26 protein-coding genes are annotated in these 25,824 nt (G+C 65.6%); 13 read left to right on the top strand and 13 right to left on the bottom strand.

Annotated elements, in window-relative coordinates; all coding sequences use genetic code 11:
• The first annotated feature begins 61 nt into the window (after positions 1-61).
• A complete protein-coding gene (dapE, locus tag EWU68_RS01340) occupies positions 62-1,189 on the top strand; it encodes a succinyl-diaminopimelate desuccinylase (RefSeq protein ID WP_129314075.1) in 1,128 nt (375 codons plus the stop codon).
• 93 nt (positions 1,190-1,282) lie between these two features.
• On the opposite strand, the gene EWU68_RS01345 is transcribed toward dapE, so the two are convergent.
• Genes EWU68_RS01345 through EWU68_RS01360 form a run of 4 tightly spaced genes read right to left on the bottom strand, consistent with a single transcriptional unit; the run spans position 1,283 to position 4,430 of the window.
• Positions 1,283-2,113: an amino acid ABC transporter permease gene (locus EWU68_RS01345; protein ID WP_129314076.1), complete on the bottom strand. Its 831-nt coding sequence runs from the start codon at positions 2,111-2,113 to the stop codon at positions 1,283-1,285.
• On the bottom strand, positions 2,110-2,793 hold the full coding sequence (locus tag EWU68_RS01350) for an amino acid ABC transporter permease (protein WP_129314077.1): 684 nt from the start codon (positions 2,791-2,793) through the stop codon (positions 2,110-2,112). The genes EWU68_RS01345 and EWU68_RS01350 overlap by 4 nt, the downstream gene beginning before the upstream one ends.
• Positions 2,790-3,617, bottom strand: coding sequence for a glutamate ABC transporter substrate-binding protein (locus EWU68_RS01355; protein WP_397554922.1), 828 nt, complete (start codon positions 3,615-3,617; stop codon positions 2,790-2,792). The genes EWU68_RS01350 and EWU68_RS01355 overlap by 4 nt, the downstream gene beginning before the upstream one ends.
• Before the next feature lie 30 nt (positions 3,618-3,647).
• Positions 3,648-4,430 (bottom strand): amino acid ABC transporter ATP-binding protein, encoded by a 783-nt coding sequence (locus EWU68_RS01360; protein WP_129314078.1) that lies wholly within the window; start codon positions 4,428-4,430, stop codon positions 3,648-3,650.
• A 177-nt stretch (positions 4,431-4,607) separates the two neighbouring features.
• Here EWU68_RS01360 and EWU68_RS01365 point away from each other — a divergent pair, with 177 nt between their 5' ends.
• From EWU68_RS01365 to EWU68_RS01380, 4 genes are all read left to right on the top strand, one after another.
• On the top strand, positions 4,608-4,814 hold the full coding sequence (locus EWU68_RS01365; protein WP_129314079.1) for a hypothetical protein: 207 nt from the start codon (positions 4,608-4,610) through the stop codon (positions 4,812-4,814).
• Positions 4,811-6,151, top strand: a complete 1,341-nt coding sequence (locus tag EWU68_RS01370) for a hypothetical protein (protein ID WP_129314080.1) — start codon at positions 4,811-4,813, stop codon at positions 6,149-6,151. Before EWU68_RS01365 ends, EWU68_RS01370 begins: the two co-directional genes overlap by 4 nt.
• Before the next feature lie 107 nt (positions 6,152-6,258).
• Positions 6,259-6,426 (top strand): DUF3117 domain-containing protein, encoded by a 168-nt coding sequence (locus EWU68_RS01375; RefSeq protein WP_129314081.1) that lies wholly within the window; start codon positions 6,259-6,261, stop codon positions 6,424-6,426.
• A gap of 99 nt (positions 6,427-6,525) precedes the next feature.
• Positions 6,526-6,885, top strand: coding sequence for a twin-arginine translocase TatA/TatE family subunit (locus tag EWU68_RS01380; protein ID WP_129314082.1), 360 nt, complete (start codon positions 6,526-6,528; stop codon positions 6,883-6,885).
• A 114-nt stretch (positions 6,886-6,999) separates the two neighbouring features.
• On the opposite strand, the gene EWU68_RS01385 is transcribed toward EWU68_RS01380, so the two are convergent.
• Genes EWU68_RS01385 through EWU68_RS01395 form a run of 3 tightly spaced genes read right to left on the bottom strand, consistent with a single transcriptional unit; the run spans position 7,000 to position 10,142 of the window.
• Positions 7,000-8,151: an Mrp/NBP35 family ATP-binding protein gene (locus tag EWU68_RS01385; RefSeq protein WP_238692243.1), complete on the bottom strand. Its 1,152-nt coding sequence runs from the start codon at positions 8,149-8,151 to the stop codon at positions 7,000-7,002.
• On the bottom strand, positions 8,144-8,860 hold the full coding sequence (locus tag EWU68_RS01390) for a DUF1003 domain-containing protein (RefSeq protein WP_129314084.1): 717 nt from the start codon (positions 8,858-8,860) through the stop codon (positions 8,144-8,146). Before EWU68_RS01390 ends, EWU68_RS01385 begins: the two co-directional genes overlap by 8 nt.
• On the bottom strand, positions 8,853-10,142 hold the full coding sequence (locus tag EWU68_RS01395; protein WP_238692244.1) for a magnesium transporter MgtE N-terminal domain-containing protein: 1,290 nt from the start codon (positions 10,140-10,142) through the stop codon (positions 8,853-8,855). The genes EWU68_RS01390 and EWU68_RS01395 overlap by 8 nt, the downstream gene beginning before the upstream one ends.
• A 110-nt stretch (positions 10,143-10,252) precedes the next feature.
• Here EWU68_RS01395 and EWU68_RS01400 point away from each other — a divergent pair, with 110 nt between their 5' ends.
• Entirely contained in the window at positions 10,253-11,155 is a 903-nt protein-coding gene (locus tag EWU68_RS01400) for a general stress protein (RefSeq protein ID WP_129314086.1), read from the top strand.
• A 116-nt stretch (positions 11,156-11,271) separates the two neighbouring features.
• Here the strand turns inward: EWU68_RS01400 and EWU68_RS01405 are convergent, their stop codons facing one another.
• Complete coding sequence (locus tag EWU68_RS01405; protein WP_129314087.1) at positions 11,272-12,825, bottom strand: aminopeptidase P family protein; 1,554 nt, start codon at positions 12,823-12,825, stop codon at positions 11,272-11,274.
• A 61-nt stretch (positions 12,826-12,886) separates the two neighbouring features.
• On the opposite strand from EWU68_RS01405, the gene EWU68_RS01410 reads away from it, so the two are divergent.
• Positions 12,887-13,723, top strand: coding sequence for a PHP domain-containing protein (locus EWU68_RS01410; RefSeq protein WP_129314088.1), 837 nt, complete (start codon positions 12,887-12,889; stop codon positions 13,721-13,723).
• Positions 13,724-13,748: 25 nt separating this feature from the next.
• Here the strand turns inward: EWU68_RS01410 and EWU68_RS01415 are convergent, their stop codons facing one another.
• The 5 genes from EWU68_RS01415 to EWU68_RS01435 all read right to left on the bottom strand — a co-directional run bounded on the left by EWU68_RS01415 (position 13,749) and on the right by EWU68_RS01435 (position 19,000).
• Positions 13,749-14,600 carry a DNA-methyltransferase gene (locus EWU68_RS01415; RefSeq protein ID WP_238692245.1) on the bottom strand — a complete coding sequence of 284 codons (852 nt, stop codon included), beginning with the start codon at positions 14,598-14,600 and terminating at the stop codon, positions 13,749-13,751.
• 11 nt (positions 14,601-14,611) lie between these two features.
• Positions 14,612-16,267: a DEAD/DEAH box helicase gene (locus EWU68_RS01420; RefSeq protein ID WP_420852859.1), complete on the bottom strand. Its 1,656-nt coding sequence runs from the start codon at positions 16,265-16,267 to the stop codon at positions 14,612-14,614.
• A 313-nt stretch (positions 16,268-16,580) separates the two neighbouring features.
• The gene (locus tag EWU68_RS01425) at positions 16,581-16,814 is read right to left on the bottom strand and encodes a DUF3107 domain-containing protein (RefSeq protein ID WP_129314089.1); all 234 of its coding nucleotides are present in this window, start codon (positions 16,812-16,814) and stop codon (positions 16,581-16,583) included.
• Positions 16,815-16,920: 106 nt separating this feature from the next.
• Positions 16,921-17,553 carry a TetR/AcrR family transcriptional regulator gene (locus EWU68_RS01430; RefSeq protein ID WP_162421326.1) on the bottom strand — a complete coding sequence of 211 codons (633 nt, stop codon included), beginning with the start codon at positions 17,551-17,553 and terminating at the stop codon, positions 16,921-16,923.
• A gap of 136 nt (positions 17,554-17,689) precedes the next feature.
• Positions 17,690-19,000 (bottom strand): glutamyl-tRNA reductase, encoded by a 1,311-nt coding sequence (locus tag EWU68_RS01435; RefSeq protein ID WP_129314091.1) that lies wholly within the window; start codon positions 18,998-19,000, stop codon positions 17,690-17,692.
• Between the two features lie 127 nt (positions 19,001-19,127).
• Between EWU68_RS01435 and hemE the strand changes: the two genes are divergently transcribed.
• The 6 genes from hemE to EWU68_RS01465 all read left to right on the top strand — a co-directional run bounded on the left by hemE (position 19,128) and on the right by EWU68_RS01465 (position 25,781).
• Positions 19,128-20,234 (top strand): uroporphyrinogen decarboxylase, encoded by a 1,107-nt coding sequence (gene hemE / locus EWU68_RS01440; protein ID WP_129314092.1) that lies wholly within the window; start codon positions 19,128-19,130, stop codon positions 20,232-20,234.
• A 5-nt stretch (positions 20,235-20,239) separates the two neighbouring features.
• Positions 20,240-21,772, top strand: coding sequence for a protoporphyrinogen oxidase (hemG, locus tag EWU68_RS01445; RefSeq protein ID WP_129314093.1), 1,533 nt, complete (start codon positions 20,240-20,242; stop codon positions 21,770-21,772).
• 118 nt (positions 21,773-21,890) lie between these two features.
• Positions 21,891-22,613 carry a hydrogen peroxide-dependent heme synthase gene (gene hemQ, locus EWU68_RS01450; protein ID WP_129314094.1) on the top strand — a complete coding sequence of 241 codons (723 nt, stop codon included), beginning with the start codon at positions 21,891-21,893 and terminating at the stop codon, positions 22,611-22,613.
• The gene (locus EWU68_RS01455) at positions 22,610-23,929 is read left to right on the top strand and encodes a ferrochelatase (RefSeq protein ID WP_129314095.1); all 1,320 of its coding nucleotides are present in this window, start codon (positions 22,610-22,612) and stop codon (positions 23,927-23,929) included. Before hemQ ends, EWU68_RS01455 begins: the two co-directional genes overlap by 4 nt.
• Positions 23,926-24,903, top strand: a complete 978-nt coding sequence (hemC, locus tag EWU68_RS01460) for a hydroxymethylbilane synthase (protein WP_129314096.1) — start codon at positions 23,926-23,928, stop codon at positions 24,901-24,903. Before EWU68_RS01455 ends, hemC begins: the two co-directional genes overlap by 4 nt.
• The gene (locus EWU68_RS01465; protein ID WP_129314097.1) at positions 24,900-25,781 is read left to right on the top strand and encodes a uroporphyrinogen-III synthase; all 882 of its coding nucleotides are present in this window, start codon (positions 24,900-24,902) and stop codon (positions 25,779-25,781) included. Before hemC ends, EWU68_RS01465 begins: the two co-directional genes overlap by 4 nt.
• The last annotated feature ends 43 nt before the right edge of the window (positions 25,782-25,824 follow it).

The raw sequence follows: 25,824 nt of genomic DNA on the forward strand, positions 1-25,824 counted from the left end.
CCTACATCCGAAGATCGGGAATCATTCATATCGAAACGTAAGACGACGCTAAGGTGAGTGCATGACTCCCGACAGCGCACCGCAACAAGGAACCGTTCCCGACTTGGACCTGACGAAGGACGTCGCCGAATTGACGGCCGATCTTTTGGACGTCTATTCGGTTTCCGACAGCGAGGGGCCGATGACCGACGCCATCGAAAGGGCGTTGAAGGGCTTCGCGCACCTCACGGTCCACCGACACGGCGACACCCTCGTGGCCCGGACGGATCTGGGACGACCCGAACGTGTGGTCCTGGCCGGTCACGTGGATACCGTCCCGTTGCCGAGAACCGCTGGCGCGCGAGGCACCGTGCCGTCCGAGTGGGACCAGATCGACGGCCGCAACGTTCTCTTCGGACGCGGTGCCACCGACATGAAGGGCGGCGTCGCGGTCCAGCTCGCTCTGGCCGCCCGGCTGACCGAGCCGTCCCGGGACATCACCTACGTCTTCTACGATCACGAAGAGGTCTCCAGCGACGCCTCGGGCCTGGGCAAACTCCTCGAGGTTGCGCCGGACCTCGTGACCGACGCCGACTTCGCCGTCCTCCTGGAACCGACCGACGGACGGATCGAGGGCGGCTGCAACGGAACCATGAGGTTCTGGGTGCATGCGACCGGGACCGCGGCGCACTCGGGGCGCGCCTGGATGGGGGAGAACGCGATCCACAAGGTGGGAGACCTGTTGCGCATTCTGGAGCAGTACCAGCCGGAGAGCGTGGTCGTGGAAGGGCTCGAGTTCCGAGAGGGACTCAACGCCATGCAGATCGACGGGGGAGTCGCGGGCAACGTGATTCCCGATTCGTGCAACGTCCACATCAACTACCGATTCGCCCCGGACAAGACCCTGGAAGAGGCGACCGAGCGGATGCACAGGATCTTCGACGGGTACGAGTTGGACATTGTGGATGCCTCGCCCGCGGCCCGGCCCGGGCTGGACGCCCCGTTGGCGAAGGACCTGGTTTCCTCGGTCGGCGTCGACCCTCACCCGAAGTATGGGTGGACCGACGTCGCCCGATTCTCCGCACTCGGAATTCCCGCGGTGAACTTCGGTCCGGGCGACGCGCTGCTGGCCCACTCCGACGACGAGCACGTCTTCGCCTCCGAGGTTCACGCATGCCTGGACGCCCTCGAACGGTGGCTGACGGCCTGAAGGGTCCGTCCACGCGGCACCCGGGCAAGAATTGACGATGCCGCCCGGCCCTGGGCAGGGAGGGGCGGCATCGTGCCGGTTGTGCGAACAGGATCAGACCTTGGCCCTGACCCCGACCCGATGGCTCAGGTAACGCGACAGCCACTGGGCCAGAGTGGTCAGCAGGGCATTGATCACGATGAAGAGCATGGCCGCCACGATGAGGGCCTGAAGCATCGAATGGGCCGCTCCCAGCCGTTTGGCCGCATCCAGCAGTTCGCCGTAGGTGATGATGTAGCCCAGGGCGGTGTCCTTCAGGATCACTACGAACTGACTGAGTAGGGCCGGCATCATGGCCACGAGGGCCTGCGGCAGTTGGATCATTCGCAGCACCTGCCCGGAAGACAGTCCCAAGGACAGGCCTGCTTCACTCTGCCCCTTGGGCAACTGGTGGACTCCCGAGCGAACCAATTCCGCGATGACCGATCCGTTGTACAGGGTCAGTCCCAGAACCACCGCGAAGAATGGCAGATGATTCGGGTTGATCAGGGAAGTATGCCCCAACCAGAGCCAGAAGAAGATCATCATGATCAGAACCGGCACGGCCCGCAGGAACTCCACGACCACGGTGCAGACCCAACGGATCGGGCCGATCGGGGAGAGCCGGCCCATGCCGAAGACAAGCCCGAAGACCACCGACGTCACGACTGCAAGGAACGCGGCCTTGAGCGTGCCCCAGAGGCCGGGCAGGAACAGATGGGCCCAGGCGTCGCCGGTGAACAGGAATGCCCAGCGGTCCCAGGTCAGCTGGTCCTGCCGCTCCAATCGGACCAGGACGAGCAGAATGATTCCAGCGATTACCAGCGCACCGATGATGTTGAAGACCCGGGTCAGGCGTTTGGCCCTGGGGCCCTGCGCGTCGAAGAGTGCGTTCTGAGTGCTCATCGCTTCACCGCCCATTTCCTCGACGCCCACGTGGTGATCAGGCCCACGGGAATCACGATGATCACGAAGCCGAGGGCGAAGGTCATGAAGATCGCGAAGATCACGTCGGAGTCGAATTCGATCATTTTCTTCATCATCACGGAGGCCTCGGCGACCGACGCGGCGGCCGCGACCGTGGTGTTCTTGGTCAGAGCGATCAAGGCGTTGCCCAGTGGTGTGATGGCCCCTCGAATGGCCTGCGGAAAGATGATCAGGCGAGCCGTGGGGAGGAACCCCAGGCCGATCGAGCGGGCGGCCTCGGCCTGCCCCAGGGGAACGGTGTTCACTCCCGACCTGATCGCCTCGCAGACGAAGGCCGCGTGGTAGATCGACAGCATGGCCACAGCGAAATTGAAGAAATTCTGCTTGAAGTCCGTGGAGAGCGTGATGTGCATCTGCGTCCACAGGGCCAGAACGGCCATGACCATCAGAATGGTCAGTGGCGTATTGCGCACGATGTGGACGTAGGCTCCGCCGAGCAAACGCAGACTGGGCACCGGAGAAATCCGCATGAGCGCGACGACTGCTCCGATCAGGAACGCGAAGACGGCCGCCCAGAATGTCAGCTGGATGTTGACCCAGAACGCTCCGACGACGTCGTAGTCGGCGAAGAGACGGGAGAACTGGTCGAAGTAGCTCATGCGCACCCCTCCGTGGGTTTCGGCGGATTGGCCTTCGCATCGAATTCGTAGCCGGACCCCTCGGTATTCTTCGACACGAACTTCTCCCAGGACCCGTCATCGACCATCGAGGTGATGGCCTTCGAGATTTCCGGGCACCGGGTGGTGCCCTTCGGCAGTCCCACGCCGTATTTCTCCTCGGTGAAGGTCTGGCCCGTGAGCTTGAACTTGCCCTTGTTGGTGCCGGTCGAGGCCAGACCTGCCAGGATGATGTCGTCGGTCGTCAGAGCGTCGATGCGGCCTGCTTCCAACGCGCCGATGCACTCGGCGTAGCTGTTGAGCTCCACGAGGTTGGCGTTCTCGGCGTATTTTTCCTTGATCTTGGCGGCGGACGTCGACCCCTGGACCGAGCACAGGTTCTTGCCGTTGAGATCGTCCGGCCCGTGGATGTCCGCGTTCGACTTCTGCACCAGCAGGTCCTGTCCGGCCACGAAGTACGGGCCGGCGAAGTCGACGGACTTCTTGCGTTTGTCGGTGATCGAATAGGTGGCCACGATCATGTCGACCTGATGGTTGGAGAGCATATTCTCACGATTGGCCGAGGGCGACTGGACCCATTCGATCTGGTCCGGGGAATAACCGAGTTTCCCCGCGAGGTAGGTGGCGACGTCGACGTCGAACCCGGAGTATCCGGTCCCGTCCTGATAGCCCAGACCCGGCTGGTCGAACTTGATTCCGATGCGGATGCGGTGGTCTGACCCTCCGACGCCGCACGAAGCCAAGGACAGGCAACCGATGATTGCCAGGGCCAGTGCCCTGAGCACGACCCGCTTGCGATGGCGCACGATTCCTCCTTTCACGGTGGCGACCGGTGGTCAGTGATTGAGGATCTTGCCCAGGAAGTCCTTGGCACGATCCGATTGCGGATTGGTGAAGAATTCCTCAGGGGTGTTCTCCTCGACGACGGCGCCATCGGCCAGGAAGACCACTCGGTCCGCCGCTTCGCGCGCGAATCCCATCTCGTGGGTCACCACGATCATGGTCATGCCCTCCTTGGCCAGGGAGGCCATGGTGTCCAGTACCTCGGTGATCATCTCCGGGTCGAGGGCGGAGGTCGGTTCGTCGAAGAGCATGACGCGGGGCCGCATGGCCAGGGACCGGGCAATCGCCACGCGCTGCTGTTGCCCGCCCGAGAGCTGGGCGGGCAGCTTGTCGGCCTGGTTGACCACTCCGACCTTTTTCAGCAGAGCTTCCGCCAGTTCCCTGGCCTCCCGTTTGGACTTGCCGCGGACCTTGATGGGGCCCATGGTCACGTTCTCCAGAACGGATTTGTGGGCGAACAGATTGAAGGACTGGAAGACCATGCCGACCTCCGAACGAAGCTCGGCCAATGCCTTGCCCTCGGCAGGAATCTCCGCGCCGTCGATCTGAACGGAACCCGAGTCGATGGTCTCCAACCGATTGATGGTCCGACAGAGGGTCGACTTTCCCGAGCCGGACGGGCCGAGGAGTACGACGACCTCACCCGGTTTGACCGTCAGATTGATGTCGCGGAGGACGTGGTGGTCACCGAACCACTTGTTGACGCCCGAGAGTCGGACCTCGGCGCCGGCCTGTGAAATGGCTGCGGTGCCACCCTCTGGAGCTGCAGTGCTCATCGAATACCTCATGCTGATTGACTGGAAGGTGATGAGAATCATTTATACCAGTGTTGTGTATCACGTGAGGTCGCCCGAAGGCAGCCTTCGGGGGAGGTGCCGAACGCCCGGCGCGGACCCGACTCGGGCAGATCGTCCATCGAGGAAGTTCCCGAACTCATGGTCCAGAATGGAGGCATGAACTTTATCCTGGTGGGATTGACTTTCGTCATTCTGGCGGCCGTGCTCATCTCGTGCGCCGTCCTGGGCGCGGACCGACTCTCCGGATCCGAATACGTTTCCCGAGACGGCATCGACTGCCCCGGTCCCGAACGGGGCCCGTTGGAGCACGGTCGCACGACCCCCGACGTCGACCGCCCGACCGGTCGCCACGGCACCAGGTGACGCCCGTACGCCGGTTCGCCGCCGACGGCGTCGAACGGATCCGACAACGTATCCTCGGGTCCCCGATCTTCCTCTGGGTCTTGGGCGTCTACGCCGCAACCCGGATTTGGGGCTGGGTGGTCTTCAGCCTGGTCGGACGCCAGCAACAGTCCAGCCCCTGGGGGTCCGGGCCGATGAGCTACCTGCAGTTCATCGCCATCTGGGACGGGGACTGGTACCGGCACATCGCACAGGTGGGGTACCCGAGCACGCTTCCGGTGGACCTGTCCGGAAGCGTGGACCAGAACCCCTGGGCCTTCTATCCCTTGTTCCCGATGACGGTGTCAGGCCTCATGAGGGTCACGGGACTTTCCTGGCCTGCCGCCGGGGGACTGGTGTCCATCGCCTGCGGAGCCGTCGCTTCAATCCTCCTGTACGGCTTCTTCACCTCGGCCCGGGCCGTCGCCTCTCGGTCCGAGGATGCCGGAGGGGAACAGTATGTTTCTCCGCGTCGCATCCTCCACGGCCTCGGGCTGAAGCAGCCCGGACGCGGCATCGATCGGTTCGCCCTGTGGTCCACGGCGCTGGTCCTGCTCAATCCGATCGCGCCGATCCTCCAGGTTCCTTACGCGGAGTCCATGAACTTCATGTTCCTCGCCGGATTCCTGCTGGCCCTGGTGCGAGGAAATCTGGTCATTTGTTCGCTGGTGCTGATCCCGACCTGCTTGTCCCGACCGGTCGGGGTGCCCGTGGCGGCCGCGCTGGGGTTCTGGTGGCTGACCCGTTTCGTCCTGGCCTACCGCGAACGTTCCTCGACGGAAGGGTTCGCTCGCTTCGCCGCCTCGTTCCGAAGAACCGCACGATACCTCGGCGTCGCCCTGTTCGCCTGCGTCTGCGCGCTGGCCTGGCCCGGTATCGCCTGGATCGCCACGGGGCGATACGACGCCTACACCTCCACCGAGACGGCGTGGCGCGGTGAGCACCTGCTGCCCGTGCAGCCCTGGATCGACCAGTCGCTGAACTACTTCGGCGCTCCCGGCCCCCTCATTCTCCTGATCCTGGTCCTCGGGTTCCTGTGGGTCATGCACAGCCGCGTGGTGCTGACAACGTTGCCGCGCAATATCCGGTATTGGTGCTACGCATACGTCACATATCTGCTGATTTTTCTCTTCCCGCAGTCCTCGACCTTCCGCCTGCTCCTTCCGGTCTTCCCCCTGGCCGCGCCGCTGGTGGCGCTCTCCGAATCGCGTGCATACCGGGCAACACTGCTCATCGGGGCGGCCGTGGGGCAGCTGATCTGGGTCGGATGGCTGTGGCACTGGAAGGAACTTCCCAGCGGAGGCGACTACCCGCCGTGAGCCCGGCGGAGCCCGTAACCATCGGTTGTTAAGGTGATCGAGCTATCATTGACCAACCGAGGTTCGAACCTCCTCGGCGAACAGCGTCTATCCGACAAGGAGAAACAATGGCCGCGATGAAGCCGAGGACCGGCGAGGGACCCATGGAAGTCGCCAAGGAAGGCCGGTCCCTCATCATGCGGATTCCCCTCGAGGGCGGTGGCCGCCTGGTTCTCGAGATCACGAAGGACGAGGCCCAGGACCTCAAGGAATGTCTCGACCCCATCACGCAATAGGGAAGGGAGCGGAGCACCCGCCCAGCGGTCGAGCGAACGCACACGGACCTCAATCACAATGACCGGCTCCGGCCCATCGGGGGCTGGTAATGTGCTGGTGTGTTTGGAATCAACGGGGCCGAGTTCGTCGTCTTGGCCATTATCGTTTTCGTGGTGATAGGCCCTGAGCGCATGCCCGAGTACGCGCGGCAGCTCAAGGACCTCATCAAGTCATTGCGACGCACGGCCGCGGGTGCCAAGGATGATCTCAAGGAAACCTTGGGGCCGGAACTGTCGGACATCAACTGGAGGGCCTACGACCCCCGACAGTACGATCCGCGCCGGATCGTCCGCGAGGCGCTCCTGGAAGACGACGAGGAACAGCAGGAAGAACAGGACAAGGCCTCTGCGCCGCCTGCTTCCAACACGACGCGATTGAGCCCGGGTCAACTCGCTCCCTACGACACGGAAGCCACCTGACCCAACGACGGATTGTGGCTTCCTGGCCAGACCGGACGGTGTCCTCCGTCCGGTCTTTTTTCTGTCTTCGTGGTTCTTCTGTCCTCGTGGTTCGCCGCACGAGCCGTGACCGGGTCAGCTCAGGTCCAGGGGGAGCCTTCGCCCGGAGAGCCCTCGCTTCTGCTTTCTGATTCCGTCTGCGACGTCGGAGAGAGCCCGGGCCGAGGGAGAGTCCGGGGCGGACCACACCACAGGAACGCCCGTGTCTCCGCCTTCCCGCAGGGCCGAGTCCAACGGGACCGAGCCGAGGAGGGGCGTCTCGGTGTCGAGAGCCTGGCCCAGGCGTTCTGAGAGCATTGCTCCGCCGCCGGAGCCGAACATCTCCATGCGTGTCCCGTCCGGCATGACCATGGCGGCCATGTTTTCCACGACCCCGACGACCTTCTGTCCGGTCTGCAACGACATCGTCCCGGCCCTTTCCGCGACGTTGACCGCCGCGGGCTGGGGCGTGGTCACCACCACGAGGCCGGCGTTCGGGACCAATTGGGACATCGAGATCGCGATGTCGCCGGTTCCCGGCGGAAGATCCAGGAGCAGGACATCCAAGTCTCCGAAGTGGACGTCGGTCAGGAACTGCTCGAGCGCACGGTGCAGCATGGGTCCACGCCATGCGATAGGCCGGTTGTCCTCGAGAAACATCCCGATCGAAATGACCCGGATCGATCCGGGAACGTCGTCCCGTCCCGCCGCAACCCGTCGCGAGGCCGGAACTTCCACGACCGGAGGAAGGATCATGTCCTCGAGCTTGGTCGGCGGCTGGGTGATGTTCAGGAGCCCTGGTATCGAGAAGCCGTGCACATCGGCGTCGACGATCCCCACGGACAATCCCTCGGTGGCCAAGGATGCGGCGATATTCGCCGTGACGGTCGACTTGCCGACGCCGCCCTTGCCGGAGACGATCGCATAGACCTGGGTCAGATTGGCCGGGTCGGCGAAGGGGTTGGTCTTCGTGTGGCCGAGCTGGTCACGGAGGCGGTTGCGTGCCTCGGCGTCCATGTAGCCGAGGTCGATCTCGACCGACTCGACGCCGTCGACCGATCGGACGGCTTCCCGGACGTCGTCCTGAATAGTGTTCTTGAGCGGGCAGCCTTCAATGGTCAGCCGAATACCGATCCGGGCCGTGGTCCCGTCCAACTCGGCGTCGGTCACCATTCCCAACTCCGTGATGGGCCGCCGCAACTCGGGGTCGATCACGGTGGACAGCGCCGCACGCAATGCGTCATTCATGAGTCTCCCGCGGGGTGCGCGTATCCCGTGCACTGTGATCGGTCGTGGAACTCGCATGACTTCCGCCGTCGCCGTCCGCGGTCACGATGTCCAGGACCGACGTCCGGGGTTCGGGGCTGCGGTGCCTGTCGGAGTCCTTCGACGACGAATGCGCGGCATCGCCGTCGGCCCCGCCACCGTTCGTTTCCTGGGCGCGAGAATCCTGCACGAGTTCCTCGATGAGGTCCCGAATCTCGGAACGAACGAAGTCGCGGGTCGCGACTTCCCGGAGCGCGATCCTCAGCGCCGCGATTTCCCGGGTCAGGTATTCGGTGTCCGCCAGGTTCTGCTGGGTCCGTTGCCGATCCTCCTCGGCGACCACGCGGTCACGGTCGTCCTGGCGGTTCTGGGCGAGCAGGAGGAGAGGGGCCGCGTAGGACGCCTGCAAGGACAGCATGAGGGTCAGCAGCGTGAAGTTCAGCGCGCGGGGGTCGAACTGCCACGACTCGGGCAGCAGCGTATTCCACCCGAGCCACACGGCCACGAACACCGTCATCCACACGAGGAACTGGGGCGTGCCCATCCACCGTGCGAAGGACTCGGTCATGACGCCGAAGGCCTCGGGGTTCGGCTGGTACCTCTGGTACCACTTGGGCTTGCTCGCGAGCGGCGTGTCCAGACCGGCACGGTGGGTATCGCGGGTGCGGCGATTTCTGGTCGTCTCACTCAAATTTGCGTCCCACCTTTCGGACGGGGGTGCCGTCGTCGTTGGTGCGCCAATCCTCGGGGAGGAGCGCGTCGAGAACGTCGTCAATGGTCACGGCGCCGACGAGGCGATCGTGTTCATTGGTCACGGGAATGATGGTCAGGTCGTAGGTCGCCAGGACCCGGGAGACATCCTCCAGGGAGGCGACGTCAGGGATCGGTTCGATGCTCCGATCGATGATGTTTCCCACGGGTTCCGGTGGTGCGAGACGCAGGAGCTCCTGCATGTGCACCATGCCGATGTACCGACCGGTCGGAGCCTCGAGGGGCGGGCGGCAGACGAAGACCGCGGCGGCGACCGCCGGGGGAATTTCCTCCTGCCTGATGTGGGCCAGGGCCTCGGCGACGGTCGCTTCCGGGGGAAGGATGATCGGCACCGGCGTCATCAACGATCCAGCGGTTCCTTCCTCGTACTCGAGAAGCCGCCGGACGTCTTCGGCGTCGTCGGGTTCCATCCGCTCCAGGAGCGCCTCGCGCTGGTTGTCGGTGAACATGTTGAGCAGGTCGGCGGCGTCGTCCGGTTCCATCTCCTCGAGGATGTCCGCCGCACGGCGAATGTCCAGGCTGGAGAGGATACGCACCTGGTCCTCCTCGGGAAGCTCCTGGAGGACGTCCGCGAGCCGCTCGTCCCGGAGTTCCTCCGCAACCTCGAGCATGCGTTTGTCGTTGAGGTCGTGGAGGGCGTCCGCCAGGTCGGCGGGCTGGGTGTCCTCGTGGGTCGCCAGGAAGTGCGAGGCGCCCTGAGGATCCATCGCGGTCCCGTAGACCACGTCCTCCCAGTCCACGACCAAGGCCTCGTTCTTGCGTCGCACGAAACGGCCCGTGGTACCGGCCCGACGAACGAACAGCTCGGTAATCTTCCAATCGCCGTTCTTGGTCTGCTCCATGGCGCAGTCCTCGATGGTTGCCTCGCCCGAATTGTCCTTGAAGTGGACCTTGCGGTCGAAGAGCTCACCGATGACCAGGGCTTCTGCCCCGCGCTGCTCGAAACGGCGGAGATTCACCAGCCCGGTCACGATCACCTGGGTCGCGTCCATGCTGTTGACGCGCGTCATCGGCACGAAGACGGGCTTCTTCCCCAGGACCTCGACGACGATGCCCACCACGAGCGGTTGCAGGTGTTTGCGCTTGGCGTCCCTGTTGAGCACGACGACGTCCCGCAGGCGCCCCAACCGGTCGCCCACGGGATCGAAGACATCAAGGCCCAGGAGCCTTGCGATGAAGATTCTGCTCGGAACGTTGCTCACTGCAACAGCGTACTCATATATCCCGGCCAGTATCATCCCGCCGGTTCACCTGTGGCGATACCCACGAGAATGGTTGGCGGTCAAGCCCGGAGTCAGGGAAAATGGTCCGTATGGCTAATTCCGGAAAGTCCAGACTCGCCGCCTTGCGGACCGAACAACTCGCGGGGTCCGTGACCGTGGGCAAGTTCTCCAAGTACCAGGACGCCCAGGGCGCGGTCGACCTTCTGGCCGAACGCGGCTTTCCGGTCCAGAACCTCGCGATCGTCGGATCGGACCTCCGCCAGGTTGAACACGTCGTGGGGACTCTCTCCTATGCGAGGGTCGCGGCCTCAGGGGCGCTCCAAGGTCTGTTCTACGGCGTGGTTCTGGGCGCCTTGCTCATGGCCTTCGGACGGGAATCGCCCCTCTCCGCCTTCCTGACGTCCATCCCGCTCGGCGTCGCGTTCTGGATGATCCTTTCGATCGTCGGATATTCGCGGCGCGGCGGGCAACGCAGCTTCACCGCTGTAGGCCAATTGGTCGCCGGAAGCTACGATCTGGTGTGCGCGCCCCAGGAGGCGGGTGAAGCGCGTCGTCTGTTGGGCGGTCATCGATCGGCGCCGACCTTCCGTCCCGCCGCGAACGAGCAGCCGGGATTTCCGGGAGGACCGCAAGGCTCGGGAGATCGTCCGGCCAACCAGCCTGGCTCGCCCGGGCCTGACGGGCCGTGGGGTCAGGCGGCCCCGGGACAGCGGCCGAACCATACTCAGACCCCGCCACCGCATGCCGCGGAAGGCTCCGCGCAGAACAACCCGACCGGGAACGACGGCGCCGCCGAGACCCCGGACCGGTCACAGGCCCGGGATTTCAAGGATCTTCCCGACGGACGCCCCCGCTTCGGCATCCGCTCCGACGAGGCCGGAACCCAGAGGGACGATGCGGCTGGCGCCGGCGGTAGCGAGCGTCGGGACGAGCCACCGACGGGGGATTCCGCTCCGGACCACGGTCGACGGCCCGACTCGTCGGGCTTCTGAGAACCCGGCGCGGCAGCGGCGAACGCAAAGCGCCGCACTCAGCGGCGCACTCTTGATCATTGACCTGCGCCCCCGGTCCACGTGGACCGGGGGCGCAGGTGCATGCCGTACACGGTCTACCGGGACAACTCGGCAATCCAGGACTCGATGTCCTCCGTCGTCCGCGGGAACCCGGCGCTCATGTTCTCGGGGCCGTCCTCGGTGATGAGAACATCGTCCTCCAGCCGGATTCCGATGCCGCGGTACTCCTCGGGCACGGCCAGGTCGTCTTCCTTGAAGTAGAGTCCCGGCTCGATCGTGAAGACCATGCCCGGCTCGATGATCCCGTCCAGGTAAAGATCCCGCTTGGCCTGTGCACAGTCGTGAACGTCCAATCCCAGGTGGTGGCTCGTACCATGCGGCATCCACCGGCGATGTTGGCCCCCGTTGTCCGAGATGGCTTCCTCGACCGAGCACGGGAGCAGCCCCCACTCGTCCAAGGACTCGGCCAGAGACTTCATCGCGGCCGCGTGCACATCGCGGAACCGGTTGCCGGGAACGGCGACCTCGAAGGCGGCGTCGGAGGCTTTCAGCACGGCGTCGTAGATCTTCTTCTGAACGGCGGTGAACGTGCCGTCGACCGGCATGGTCCGGGTGATGTCCGCCGTGTAGAGCGTGTCGTCCTCGACGCCGGCATCCACCAGAATTAGTTTGCCGTCCTCCACGGTTCCGTTGTTGCGGATCCAGTGGAGCACGGTGGCATTGTTGCCGCAGGCCGCGATCGTTTCGTAGCCGACGTCGTTGCCTTCGGCCCGGGCGGCGGCGAAGAACGCGCCCTCGACGATCCGTTCACCGCGGTGATGCTCGCGGGCCTGGGGGAAAGCCCGAACGATATTCTCGAAGCCGGTTTTGGTCGAGGCAATCGAGCGACGAAGGTTCGCGATCTCTTCCTCGTCCTTGACGAGACGCAACTCGGACAGGGCCTCGGTCAGTTGGCCGTCGAGCGAATCCGATTCCTCGAGATCCACGCTCGTGTTCAAGCGGGAGGTATCGACGAGGGCGTCGACGTTCAGATCCACCTCGCGCAACAGACGCACACGCACGCCGCCCAGCGCCTGGGGGCCGGCGTTCTTGGTGATGGCCACCTCGACGTCGGACAGGTCCTGGCACCGGATTCCGTACTCGGACTCGATCTCCTGCAGCGTGGGTCGGGGGCCGACCCAGAACTCGCCGTACCGGGGGTCGGCGTAGAACTGCTCCGAGTCGCGCCCGGCCAGCGGACGGAAGTACAGGGTCGCCTCGTGGTTCGAACCGTCCGCGGCCGGTTCGTCCAGCGGCTCCAGGATCAGCACGGCATCCGGCTCGTGGTCGACGCCGAGACCGGTCATGTGGGCGAAGCCCGAGTGGGGGCGGAAACGGTAGTCCGTATCGTTGGACCGCGTCTTCAGCGGTCCGGCCGGAATCACCAGACGCTCACCGGGGAATTTCGCCGACAACGCCGCACGACGCCGGGCCGCGTGATCGGCCACCGAAGCACGCTCGGGGAGCGGCTTGTTCGAGGCCGCCCATTGGGTGCCCATGAAATCCTTGAACGCGCTCGATCGCGGCGGCTGCGAGCGGTTGCCGACCCGTTCCTCAAGAGGCTGCTGGTCGGCGGATTCCTGGGTTTCCGGGGAATTGTTCGAAGTCATGACTCCACAATATCGCCCGAGTTCGGACGCCGCCTCCCGGGCACCGAGTAGATTGGTTCCCGTGTGCATTGATCTCCATACCCACTCGAACGTCTCCGACGGAACGGAGCCCCCGGCCGTCGTCGTTCGCAGAGCTGCCGAGGCGGGCCTGACCTCCGTTGCCCTGACGGACCACGATTCGACCGCGGGGTGGGAAGAAGCAGCACGGGAGGCATCCTCCCTCGGCATCGACTTCGTCCCGGGGACGGAAGTCACCTGCGCCTCGGAAGACGGCATCTCGGTGCACCTCCTGAGTTACCTGCACGACCCCGAGGCTCCGGAACTGCGCGCCGAAATCGACAGGTCGAGAGCGGCGCGCCTGACTCGGGCGCGACGCATGGTCGACCGGCTCGGCGAAGACTTTCCCATCACCTGGCCGGACGTCGAGGCCCAGGTCAACGCCGATGCGACGGTCGGCCGCCCGCATATTGCCGACGCCCTGGTCGCGGCCGGAGTATGCCGGGACCGGACCGAGGCCTTCGCTACGATCCTCACCACGGGAAGCAAGTACTACGTCCCGCACTACGCGCCGAATCCGGCGCTCGCGGTATCGCTCGTGAGGCGGGCCGGGGGAGTACCGGTATTCGCCCACCCGCTCGCGAGCAAGCGTGGGCGGACCGTGGGGCTGGAGGTCTTCGAGGACATGGTCGACGCCGGTCTGGCCGGAGTGGAGGTATACCACCGGGACAACGGGCCCGAAGACCGGCAGTGGCTCCTGGAGTTCGCTCGAACGCACGGGCTGATCGTCACCGGGTCCAGCGACTACCACGGCGCGGGAAAGCCCAATCGTTTGGGAGAGAACACGACCGAGCCGCAGGCTCTGGAGGCCATCAGGGCCCAGGCGCGATCCCCCCGTTAGACACCATCGATCCAGTCAGGCTCGGTCAGTCCTCGATCACGCGAGCGTGCGGAAGCCGGTTGCGCATGATCTCGATCGCCTGATCGTTGGAATCAATGCACACGAAACGTCGTTCCAGAGCGTGGGCCACGGCCCCCAGGCTGCCCGATCCGGCGAAGAAATCGAGGCACCAGTCCCCAGGTCGGGAGGAGGCCGCCACCATTCTGCGCAACAGGCCCATGGGCTTCTGCGTGGGGTACCCCGTCTTCTCCTTGCCCGTCGGCGAGACGATCGTGTGCCACCACACGTCGGTCGGTAATTTGCCCCGGGCAGCCTTTTCCGGCGTGACCAGTCCCGGAGCCATATACGGTTCCCGGTCCACCTCGGCCGAGTCGAAGTGGTAGTTTTTCGGGTCCTTGACGTAGACCAGGATGTTGTCGTGCTTCGCGGGCCAGCGCCTCTTCGCCCGGGCGCCGTAGTCGTACGCCCAAATGATTTCGTTCAGAAAGCAGTCGCGGCCGAAAACCATGTCGCACATGACCTTGGCGTAGTGGACCTCCCGATAGTCCAAGTGGAGATACAACGTCCCGGACTCCGTCATCAGGTCACGGGCCAGTTCCAGGCGGGGGAGCAGGAAGGACCAGTAGTCCTCGAAGGCGTCGTCGTACCGCGACAAGGATTCGAGGACACTTTTGTATCCGCGGCCCTTGAAGCCACGCCGATCCGCGTCCTCCGGATCCACGCGGTGGCTCCGGAGGTTGCGCCTGACCTGGGCGCGCCCGGTGTTGAAGGGCGGGTCCACATAGATCATCGAGAAGGCCTCGGTCGGCAGATCCGCGAGGACGTCCCGGTTGTCTCCCCGGATCACCAAGTCCTGGTCGTTCAGCTCGATTCCCACGGGAGCCGGGGCTACTCGGCCGACGAGGCCTGCGAGCCCGAGGCACCGCCCGTGCGACGCCGACGCCGGCGTCGCCGGGGAGCATCCCCGCCACGGCCACCGGATTCGGCGGATCCGCCGTCGGACCGCTGGGGTCCGGAACCGTTGCCCTCGCGAGGACCCTGTGAAGGCTTCTCCGAGCGACGACGCCCACCGCGGCCACCGTTCCTGGACCGCGAGCCCGAAGACCGGCCGGAAGGGCGAGCCTTCCCGCGGCTCTCGCCGCCGGAACGGGAACGACGGTCATCGCCGTCGATGTCCTCGACCTCTTCGGCCTCCAAACCGGCGTGGGTGCGCTTGTTGCGGGGCAGCTTTCCCTTGGTCCCCTCGGGAATGTCCAGGTCGGTGAACAGATGCTTCGAGGAGGAGTAGGTCTCGACTGGCTCGGGGACGCCCAGGTCCAGTGCTCGGTTGATCAGGGACCACCGGGGAACGTCGTCCCAATCGACCAGGGTGATCGCAGTGCCCTTGTTGCCCGCGCGCCCGGTCCGCCCAATGCGGTGCAGGTAGATCTTCTCGTCCTCCGGGCACTGGAAATTGACCACGTGCGTGACGTCCTCGACGTCGATCCCGCGGGCGGCGACGTCGGTCGCCACGAGAACATCGACCTTTTCGTTCCGGAACGCACGCAGAGCCTGCTCGCGGGCGCCCTGTCCGAGGTCGCCGTGGATTGCTCCCGCGGCGAATCCGCGCTTGACGAGCTCGTCGGAGAGGCGGGCGGCGGCACGCTTGGTCTTCGTGAAGATGATGGTTCGCCCGCGGCCGTTGGCCTGCAGCGCCCGAGCGATCAGCTCGTCCTTGTCCATGGGGTGCGCGCGGTAAATGACCTGTCGAATGTCCTTCTTGGTCGCGCCTTCGTCATCCGGGGTCGAAGCGCGGATGTGCATCGGGTGGGACATGTAGCGGCGGGCCATGGAGATGACCGGTCCGGGCATGGTCGCGGAGAACAGCATGGTCTGACGGACCTCGGGCACCGAGGCGAGAAGCCGTTCGACGTCCGGCAGGAAGCCCAGGTCGAGCATTTCGTCGGCCTCGTCCAGGACCACCGCCCCGACCTGCTGGAGGTTGAGGTACTTCTGCCGGTGGAGGTCGATGAGGCGACCGGGTGTCCCGACCACGATCTCGACGCCCTTCTCGAGCTCCGCGATCTGCGGCTCGTAGGCGCGTCCGCCGTAGATCGTGGCGACCCGGGCATTGCGCTTCCGCGCCGCCACGGAGATGTCATTGCCGACCTGAACGGCCAATTCCCTCGTGGGAACCACGATGAGGGCTTGGGGCGCGCCGGGGGACTTGAGGGAGGCCCAGGCGGCGTCGTCGCGACCGACGACGCGCTGGAGCACCGGCAATCCGAAGCCGAGGGTCTTGCCGGTACCCGTCTTGGCCTGGCCGATGATGTCCTGTCCCGACAGGGCGACGGGCAAGGTCATGGACTGGATGGGGAAGGGGTGGGTGATCCCCTTCTCGGCCAGGGCTTCGCAGATGTCCTCGCGGACGCCGAAATCTGCGAAGGTCTTGTCTTCTTCGGGGCGAACCTCCGGGGATTCGGCGGCATCGGTCTCCAGGCCGCGCTGCACGGTGTCGGGGGTTTCTTCGAGAACTGTGGTTTCCGGATCGTTGTCTTGGTTCACGGGGATGAGCTCCACTCGGTCGATGGTGTGACCGCAGGGCGGACGGTTGGGAACCGTCGCGCGGAGGCTGGTTGCGCACGTCTCGCGGCGCTCAACCTCAGCGGTCGAAGGATCGGTAGGAAGCCGATCGCAACAATCATCGGGTGAGGCGCGCTTCCTCGAAATCCGAGGTGGCGCCCCGTGGCGGACGTCAATTCAACAGGAAACGACCGGGCATCCAGGGTTCAGTCTATCCCGCTGGACGAAACGAAGGGAGGACCTGGCCCGATTCGGGCGGGTCCTCCCTTCCGTCAGCGGATTGCGGGCAGGTTGCTCAGCTGTCGCTGAACGGGCCGAAGCCGATGTGGCGCCGCGTTTCGGCGCCGATTTCGACGTAGCCGATCGAGGCGCCGGGGACGAGGGTGATGTTGCCCTTCGAATCGGCAAGTTCGAGCAGGCTCTGGTTGGCCAGGGCCTCGGAGACCTGCTTCTGGACGGACTCGGGCGTCTGGTCGGATTCGACGACGACCTCCCGGGCGACGTCCTTGATACCGATCTTGATTTCCATGCGTATTCCTCCTGCGATGATGGCGGGAACGGGACTCGAGCCCCAGCCTACTCAACCCTCGAGCGAGCTGGTGCGCACCTCGCACCGATTTCGCTGAGCGCGGTAGTCACTCCCACGGCTTGTCGACGTTCTCCAGGCCCCGCCAGACGAGTTTGAACAACAGAAATTGCTGACGCAATTGCTTGTCCGGGCACTCCGTGGTGGAGACGATGCGGGCCGCAGATATGGCCAGGCCGACAAGGGCCTGGGCCAGGAAGTCACAGTCCTCGTCGTCGAGGTCGCTGTTTTCGCTCAGTGTGCGACCCAGGCGCTGCGAAACCCGTGCCACGAGACCGTCGAGCTTCCGAGCGACGGACTCGTTGGCCCGCGCGTCCGATTCGAACAGAATCCGGTACACATCGTGATCATTGATGACGACGTCGATGAAGTTCGCGATCATGGCCTTGGTTCGGGTCTTGTTCCCGATGTCGCGGAGCAGGGGAGTGATGACCTGGTTCTCGAAGAGCTCGATCGCCGACTCGAGGACAGCACAGTACAGCTCGTGCTTCCCCGAGAAGTGCTGGTAGAGAACGGGCTTGGACACGCGCGCTGATTCGGCGATGTCTTCCATCGTGGTGGTGTGGAAGCCGTATGCGGCAAAGTGCTCTCGGGCCACGGAGAGCAACTGACGACGTCGTTGGGGCCCCGGCATCCGGGTACCGAACTCATATCGTGGCGACAGTTCTGACGAGCCAGACATGGGAGGGGCAGTCCTTTCATGGCGATTCGGCCGCATTGTCCAGGACCACGGGTGGTGGCGGCACCATCGGACCATGAGCGTCCCGTGACCACGCCGTCCGGGTCCAGGACACTACTATAAGACTTGTTTGCCCTTGTCAGGACGCTTTCTGTTGCTCCGCGACGTCGTGTCCCGCGGGCGTCGTGTCCGCTTCGGGGGAATCCTCTGCGGCCGGCTCCGGGACGGTGATGTCGTACAGCGCCTCGATCGCGTCCATGAACTCCTGCTCACGGCCTTCCGCGGCCAGTTTCCGAGCCTTGACCATGGGTGTGTGCAGCAAAGAATGCATCATGCGGCGCATCGCGAATTCGAGCTGATCCGCCTGGGCGCCGCAACCGTACTGGTGCCTGACCTTGTCCATTTCGGTGTCCAGAACCGCCATGGTGTGACGCCTCAGGGCGACGATGGCATCGTCCACGTTCTGCTGGTTCCTGTGTGCCCTGAACTCCCGCGTGGCCTTCTCGACGATCGCGCGGGCCGCGGAGACCGATTCGTTGGCCTCCTCCGGGGCCGCGAGCCTCACGGATTCGAGGGTGATGAGTTCGACACCGTCCAGGTCAGCGATGGAAGGATCGAAATCTCTGGTCAGAGCCATGTCGACGACGATGTGGTTGCCTTCCGGGAACGTCTCCGAAGAAAAGGGGGTCGATCCGCCGCTGCAACCGATGATGACGTCGGAGGCGGTCATGGCCTGAGTCAATTCCGCATCTGTCACGGGTGTTCCGCCGCGCTTCGCGGTGAACTCTTCGGCGCGACCGGATGCGGAGTACACCCAGACGTTGTGACAACCTCGTGCGCTGAGTGCGGCCATGGTGGCACCCGCGTAGGCGCCCGTGCCGAAGACCAGCGTGTGGGCCTCCTTCCACGGCGTGGTGGCAACCTCTTCGGCGAGGTCGAGGGCGACGGAGACGATGGACCTGCCGCGCTCGCCGAGAGCAGTCTCGGTCCCGACCGTGCGTGCGGTCCTGGCCGCGGCCTCGAACAGACGAATGAGTTCGCCCGACGCCGTGCCTTCTTCGCGAGCGTTCATGAGGGCCCGTCGCACCTGCCCGGTGATTTCCCGTTCGCCGACCACGGCAGACTCGAGCCCCGTGACCACGGTGAACAGGTGGGATGCGGCGTCTTCGTCCCGGAGGATCTCGAAGGATCCGCGGACGAAGGATTCGTCGAGATCGGCGGCATCGGAAATGGTGGCAACCATGGCGTCCACGGCCCGGTCGACGTCGCCGTCGGTCGCGAGTGCCTCACCGTAGAGTTCGAGCCGGTTGCAGGTCGAGAGGGTCACGAGGCCCTTGAGCGGCCCCTCGTTCACGAGGGCAGGACCGAGCGCCCCGACGCCCGTCGTCAACGTGGCGACGGTATTCAGGTCAACATTCTTGTGCGATGAAACCAGCGAAAACAAAACCACGACTCACTCATAATAACCACGTCCCGAGAGACCGCGAAACACGCTCGGAGTGACTCTCGCGACCCCGATCCCGTGATGACAACCTGTCCACAAAAACGGTCCGACAAGTTGGCACAATGGAATCATTATGACGACTCCGAACCACGCGCCCCGGCCGATGTTGACCGAGGCGCAGCTTTCCCGCCTGCCCTCCGAACACCCCCTGCGCACGGCGGGCACGGACCGCTCGCCCATGATCCGGGCCATGCTCGGGGACAGGCCGGAACACCCGCCGGTCTGGTTCATGCGGCAGGCCGGTCGTTCCCTCCCCGAGTACCGGGCGGCCAGGGAAGGCACCAACATGCTCGAGTCGTGTCTGACACCCGACCTCGCGTCGGAAATCACACTGCAACCCGTTCGCCGGCACCACGTGGACGCCGCGATCTTCTTTTCCGACATCGTCGTCCCACTCAAGGTGGCCGGCCTCGACGTCGACATCCTGCCGGGCAAGGGCCCGGTCATGGGCGCGCCCTTCAACAGCATGGAGCGGATCGCCGAGTTGCCCGAGGTGCCGGACTCGGCTTTCGATCCCATTCGCGAGGCGGTCGCACTGACCGTCGAACAGCTCGGCAGCACGCCCCTGATCGGATTCGCCGGAGCGCCGTTCACCGTGGCCGCCTACATGGCCGAGGGCGGCTCGAGCCGGGACCACCTGGGCCCCCGCACCATGATGTACCGCGACCCCGAAGCCTGGGACGCACTCGCCGGATGGGTTTCCAGAGTCTCGGCCCAGTTCCTTTCCGCACAGATCGAAGCGGGAGCCAGTGCCGTCCAGCTCTTCGACTCGTGGGCCGGCTCCGTTTCCGAGCGTGACTACAGGGAGCATGTGATGAAGTACTCGGCCGGGGTCCTCTCCGCGGTCGAACCCTATGGTGTGCCACGGATCCACTTCGGCACGGGCACGGGTGAGCTCCTCGTGGCGATGAAGGAGGCAGGAGCCGACGTCGTCGGCGTGGACTACCGCATTGACCTGGACCAGGCCGCGGAGAGAGTGGGCCGCGATACACCGCTGCAGGGAAATATTGACCCGGCCCTGCTGGACGCGGGGTGGGGTGTTCTGCAGAAGCACACCATGGACGTACTCTCGAAGGGTAAGGCCGCCGCTGCCCACATCGTGAATCTCGGGCACGGCGTCCCGCCGGGAACGGACCCCGCCGTACTGACCCGGCTCGTCGAATTCATACACGAAAGCTAGCGTCGATGGCATCCCAACCTCAGAAAGTCACCCCGGATCAGGCCAACACCCTCAAGAGCCCTGAGGCGCCGGGCGATTCCTCCCCGGCCCATGCCCCGGACGCGGTTCGTTCGCGCAAGGCCCGGACCGCGCTCGTGGTCGGCGGCGGCGTCTCCGGCCTGCTGGCTGCCCGCGAACTCGCCGATCGCGGCCTGCGCGTGGTGCTCACGGAATCCCGGGACCACTTCGGAGGAGCCGTGGGAGCGCACCAGGTAGGCGGCATGGTTCTCGACTCGGGTGCCGAATCGTACGCGACGCGCAATGCATCGGTTGCAGAACTCATCGATGATCTCGGCCTGGGAGAGGCGCGGACCACGCCCTCGCGAGTAGGATCATGGCTGTACTTGCCCAGCGGTCCGATCCCCATGCCTTCCTCGGGGATCCTGGGAATTCCCGCGAATCCGGGCGACTCAGAATTGCGCCCCGCGCTCACCGCGGCCGGTCAGCGCAGAGCGGCCATGGACCGGTACTTGCCGTCGTCGGTCGGGGCCCACCAGAAGACCCTCGGCGGTCTGGTCAAGGCGCGGATGGGGCAGCACGTCGTCGACGGACTCGTCGCGCCCGTGACCATGGGCATCCATTCGACCCACCCGAACGAGCTCGACGTCGACGCCGTGGCGCCTGGACTCAGAGAGGGGATCCGTACCTACGGTTCCCTGGGTGCCTCCGCGGCGGTACTCAGAGCGAACTCGCCCGCCGGATCCCAGGTGGCCGGCCTCGTGGGCGGGATGAACCAGCTCTCCGAAGCGCTGGTCAATGACCTGACCCGTCGCGGGGTGCGCCTCCTGGCAGGATGCGACGTGATCGCGGTGGACCGTGACGAGGTCACGCAGAACTGGATCGCGATCCGGCGTCAGGAGGGCTCAGCGGGAAAACGGGCGGCGCTGACCGCCGACGTCCTGGTCCTGGCCACGGACGGACCCACGACCGTTCGCCTGCTGGGGCCCCACCTGGACAGCGACCTGTTGCCCGAAGTGCGCCGCGGGCCGGAGATCGCGCTCGTGACACTCGTTGTGGATGCACCCGCGCTCGACTCCGCGCCGCGAGGCACCGGGGTTCTTGTCAGCGACCGTGTCAGGACCGTCCGGGCCAAGGCCCTGACGCACATGACGGCCAAGTGGCAGTGGATCGCCGACCGCGTGGGGGAGCACCGGCACATTCTGCGGCTCTCGTACGGTCGCGGGCCGACGTCGGAGGGGCAGTCCATCACGGAACTGACCCTCTCGGACGAACAGCTCATGAGCCTTGCGCTCCACGATGCTTCCCGGATCATGGGCACCAGCCTGAGCCGCAAATACCTGCAGGGGGCCGACGTCGTCCGGTGGAAGACGGCGATGCCGCAGGTTTCGATCGGTCACGCCCAGAAGGTCAAGGCATTCCGCCAGAACCTCACGAAACTCAGCCGGGTCGCTTCCGTCGGGGCCTGGCTCTCCGGTACCGGTCTGGCCTCGTTGGTCCCGGACACGCGCACGACGATCGCCGATCTCGATCTCGGGTGAGCAACGGTCGGTCGACCGGCGACCCTCGTGGGGTCGATCCCGGTCGGAATCTTGTAAGCCACAGACGCATGAAGCGCCTTGCGACCAAGGCGCCCGCAGTGAAAGGACAGGTCAGTTGATGACTGAACAGAATTCTGGCAACTCGCAGGCAGGCGCGGACCGCGCGGCCTCTGGGGACGATCGCCTCTACTACGCGCTCTACACCGTCTTCGCGCGTCGGAACGATGCCCAGACGGCCCCGTCGGAGGGGGCTGCCGAGGAACTCAGGAAGACCGTGGAGTCGATCGAGTCGGACGGCGTCGTCGTGCGCGGAATGTACGACGTCTCCGGGATGCGCGACCACGCGGACATCATGGTTTGGACCCACGCGGACAACCCCGAGGACCTGCAGGCCGCGGTCAGGGACCTGCGCAGGACGGAGGCCCTGAAGGGAACCGAGATCGTGTGGTCGACGATGGGTGTCCACCGCGACGCGGAGTTCACCAGGAACCACGCACCGGCCTTCGCGCGGGGGAAGGACCCCGAAGCCTGGGTCTGCGTCTACCCGTTCGTTCGTTCATGGGACTGGTACTACATGGACGAGAAGCACCGGGCCGAGATGCTCAAGAACCACGGCATGAAGGGGCGCGACTACCCGCAGGTTCTGGCCAACACGATCGCGACCTTCGCACTCAACGACTACGAGTGGGTCCTGGCCCTGGAAGCTCCGGAGCTCGTCGATCTGGTCGACCTCATGCGCCACTTCCGCAACACCGAGGCGCGACTGCACGTGCGCGAAGAGACCCCGTTCTACACCGGCCGAAGGATCGGGGCCGAGGACGTGGTGGAGGTGCTCCGATGAGCCTGACCCGCATCGACCCGATTCCCAACCGGACGGATCCCGACAACACGGCCAGCAACGGGCCGGCGTCGCTCGAGGACACCGACGGCTTCGTCTCCGAGGAGACCATCGACCGGACGCGCTCGCAGGCGCCGGAGAACTACGACGCCGTGATCCTTTCGTCCTTCGGCGGGCCGGAAGGCCAGGATGACGTGATCCCGTTCCTGCGCAATGTCACGGCCGGGCGCGGGATCCCGGACGAGCGCCTCGAAGAAGTCGCTACCCATTACCGCGCCAACGGCGGGGTCAGCCCGATCAACGAACAGAACCGTCAGCTGCTCCAGGCCCTCCGTGACGAGCTGGCCGAGAACGGGCCGAACGTGCCTGTCCTGTGGGCGAACCGCAATTGGGAACCGTACGTCGCCGACGTCGTGCAGGAAGCCTACGACAAGGGGTATCGCAAGCTCCTCGTCCTGGCCACCAGCGCTTATCCCGGCTATTCGAGCTGCCGGCAGTACCGCGAGGACTACGGCATCGCGCTCGAGAAGCTCGGCCTGGGGGATGACCTCCGGATCGACAAGCTCCGTCAGCACTATGACGCGCCGGGCTTCATCGAGTCCTTCGCCGAAGGCCTCACGCAGGGCATTCAAGAGGTCAAGGCGAGGATCGGCGCGAGCGACAAGCACGCCGCCGGCAACGGAAGGGTGCGTATCGTGTTCTGCACCCACTCGGTTCCGACGACCGCGGCCAACGAGGCCGGCCCGCGCGGAGTGGAGTACGAAGGAGGCTCGGCCTACGTCGAGAAGCACCTCGAGGCCGCCCGTTCCGTGCTGCGCCTCGTCGAGGAAGCGGACGCGGACCTGCTCTCGGATTGCGACTGGGAACTGGCGTACCAATCCCGGTCCGGCTCGCCCTCGACTCCGTGGCTCGAACCGGACATCAATGATGCCCTGGAGGCGCTGGAAGGTTCCGTGGACGGTGTGGTGATGGTTCCCCTGGGTTTCGTCTCCGACCACATGGAGGTCAAGTGGGACCTGGACACCGAGGCCATGGAGACTTGCGAGAACCTCGGCTTCGAGGCCGTCCGGACGCCGACGCCGGGCACGCACCCGGCGTACGTGCGGTCACTGCGCGACCTGATCGCGGAGCGATTCGTCGAGACGGCCCCCAGCACGGACCCCCGAGAACTCGATGCCCTGCGGGTCAGCGCATGCGGGGGCAAGGGATGGTTCGATCGGTGCGATTCCAACTGTTGCCTTCCGGCTCGGCTCAAGAACCCCAAGCCCGTCATCGCCGACCACCCGGTCGCGGCGACCGCGGATTCCGAGGCCGTATGACGCGGATCCTGGTGGGAACGCGCGGTTCCGCGCTGGCCACGACCCAGTCCCAGTACGTGGCGGACATGCTGGTCGAGGCCGGACAGGACGCGCAGCTCAAGACGGTGACCACGACGGGGGACATCACCTCGGGGCCGCTCGCCCAACTCGGCGGGACGGGGGTTTTCGCGGCGGCGCTCCGGCAGGAACTGCTGGGCGGTGCCGTGGATGTGGCGGTCCACTCGCTCAAGGATCTGCCGACCAAGGACCTGTTCGAGGGCAAATTGTCGCTCGTCTACCCGCCCAGGGGCGATCCTCGTGACGTGCTCGTTGCTCGGGACGGTTTGCGCCTGGAGGATCTGCCGGAAGGATCGAGCATCGGAACCGGGTCCCCCCGAAGGGCCGCACAGATCCGTGTGCTGCGCCCGGACTGCTCGGTCACCGACATCCGCGGCAACGTGGGAACCCGGTTGTCCCGAGTGGCCGGTCTCGAGCACTACGCCACGAACGACAAGGGCGTGGGCCGAGGAACCCACGGCGACCTCGACGCCGTGGTTCTCGCGGCATCGGGGCTGCAGAGACTGGGTCTCGAGGACGTCGTCACGGAGTACCTGGATCCCACGAAGGTTCTGCCTGCCCCGGGGCAGGGGTGCCTGGCCATCGAGTACCGAACCTGGGACACGGGAGAGGACCTGATGACGGCTCTTGCCCAGATCGATGATGCGCAGGCGCGGCTCACCGTGGAAGCCGAGCGTGCCCTGCTGCTGCGGCTCGAAGCGGGCTGCGCGGCGCCCATTGGGGCCTATGCCCAGGTGGCCGGAGAGTCGCTGACGCTCGACGTCGTCGTCGCCGATCCCCGAGGTACGGAAACCCTCCGGGAAACGAGGTCCGCGCCGGTTCGGGACGAGGACGCCGCGAAGGCCCTCGGGACCGAGACCGCCGAGGCTCTCCTGGATCGCGGTGCGGCCGAGTTCACGGAGCTGACGCTCGAGTGACCGGACAGGTCGACGCCGCGGACCGGGAGGTTGCGGCCGCGCCGCGTGTCCTGGTGACGCGCACTCCGGCGCGGTCGGCCGAGCTGGTCGAAGGCCTGACGAGCCAAGGATTCGCTCCGGTACTGAGCCCCCTGTCCGAAGCCCAAGCGGTCTCAGGACGTGCCGGGTCGGACGCGGTCGGCCTTCTGTCCGGAGGACCCTACGACGTCGTGACCTTCACCAGCGCCAACGGCGTCTGGGCCGCCGACGTTCTGGCGCGCGAGCACTCGGCGCGCTCGCTGGGAGAACTCTTCGGGCACGCCCGCGTCTGGTGCGTGGGCGAGGCCACCAGGGCGGCCGCAATGAACTTGGGGCTGACCGTTCAGAATCCGCCGCGAGAGAACAGCGCGGCGGGAATGCTGGAGGAATGGACGAGAGTTATGGGGGAGGGGCCGGGACAATCCGTGTTGTGCGTGCACGGCGAGCCGGCCCGCACGGAACTGGTGGACGGGTTGCGCGATCGCGGACACCGGGTCCGGGAAGCCACCGTCTACGAACAGGTACCGTTTCCCGCGTCGCGCCCGCTCATCGAGACGGAGACCGAACGAGCATCTCCGGCGCCCGTGCTCGGGCGGGAGGCGACGTCGACGTGCCTCCGGGCGGAGGGCGTGGACGCGATCGACGCCGTGGTGGCGACCTCGCCCCGACTGATCCAAACCCTCGCGGACCTGGGGCCCGTCCGGGTTCCGGTGATCTGCATCGGTCGCACCACGGAGCGCGCGGCCCGGGAACTGGGCCTAGACGCCACCCGATCCCCGGGGACATCGGCCGCGCACCTGACGGACACGGTGTCCCGGGTCCTCGGGTACGACGAACACCGAACGACACACACGAGTTGAGCAGGAAAGAAGTGATGACCGTGAGCGATACGACCGCGTCAGG

This window comes from Rothia koreensis, assembly GCF_004136575.1.
Classification (GTDB): Bacteria; Actinomycetota; Actinomycetes; order Actinomycetales; family Micrococcaceae; genus Rothia; species Rothia koreensis.

Bases quoted from the DNA above. Each gene is read 5' to 3' on its own strand.
- dapE (WP_129314075.1), top strand. From the start codon at position 62: ATGACTCCCGACAGCGCACCGCAACAAGGAACCGTTCCCGACTTGGAC.
- EWU68_RS01345 (WP_129314076.1), bottom strand. From the start codon at position 2,113: ATGAGCACTCAGAACGCACTCTTCGACGCGCAGGGCCCCAGGGCCAAA.
- EWU68_RS01350 (WP_129314077.1), bottom strand. From the start codon at position 2,793: ATGAGCTACTTCGACCAGTTCTCCCGTCTCTTCGCCGACTACGACGTC.
- EWU68_RS01360 (WP_129314078.1), bottom strand. From the start codon at position 4,430: ATGAGCACTGCAGCTCCAGAGGGTGGCACCGCAGCCATTTCACAGGCC.
- EWU68_RS01365 (WP_129314079.1), top strand. From the start codon at position 4,608: ATGAACTTTATCCTGGTGGGATTGACTTTCGTCATTCTGGCGGCCGTG.
- EWU68_RS01375 (WP_129314081.1), top strand. From the start codon at position 6,259: ATGGCCGCGATGAAGCCGAGGACCGGCGAGGGACCCATGGAAGTCGCC.
- EWU68_RS01385 (WP_238692243.1), bottom strand. From the start codon at position 8,151: ATGAATGACGCATTGCGTGCGGCGCTGTCCACCGTGATCGACCCCGAG.
- EWU68_RS01400 (WP_129314086.1), top strand. From the start codon at position 10,253: ATGGCTAATTCCGGAAAGTCCAGACTCGCCGCCTTGCGGACCGAACAA.
- EWU68_RS01405 (WP_129314087.1), bottom strand. From the start codon at position 12,825: ATGACTTCGAACAATTCCCCGGAAACCCAGGAATCCGCCGACCAGCAG.
- EWU68_RS01425 (WP_129314089.1), bottom strand. From the start codon at position 16,814: ATGGAAATCAAGATCGGTATCAAGGACGTCGCCCGGGAGGTCGTCGTC.
- EWU68_RS01430 (WP_162421326.1), bottom strand. From the start codon at position 17,553: ATGTCTGGCTCGTCAGAACTGTCGCCACGATATGAGTTCGGTACCCGG.
- hemE (WP_129314092.1), top strand. From the start codon at position 19,128: ATGACGACTCCGAACCACGCGCCCCGGCCGATGTTGACCGAGGCGCAG.
- hemG (WP_129314093.1), top strand. From the start codon at position 20,240: ATGGCATCCCAACCTCAGAAAGTCACCCCGGATCAGGCCAACACCCTC.
- hemQ (WP_129314094.1), top strand. From the start codon at position 21,891: ATGACTGAACAGAATTCTGGCAACTCGCAGGCAGGCGCGGACCGCGCG.
- EWU68_RS01455 (WP_129314095.1), top strand. From the start codon at position 22,610: ATGAGCCTGACCCGCATCGACCCGATTCCCAACCGGACGGATCCCGAC.
- hemC (WP_129314096.1), top strand. From the start codon at position 23,926: ATGACGCGGATCCTGGTGGGAACGCGCGGTTCCGCGCTGGCCACGACC.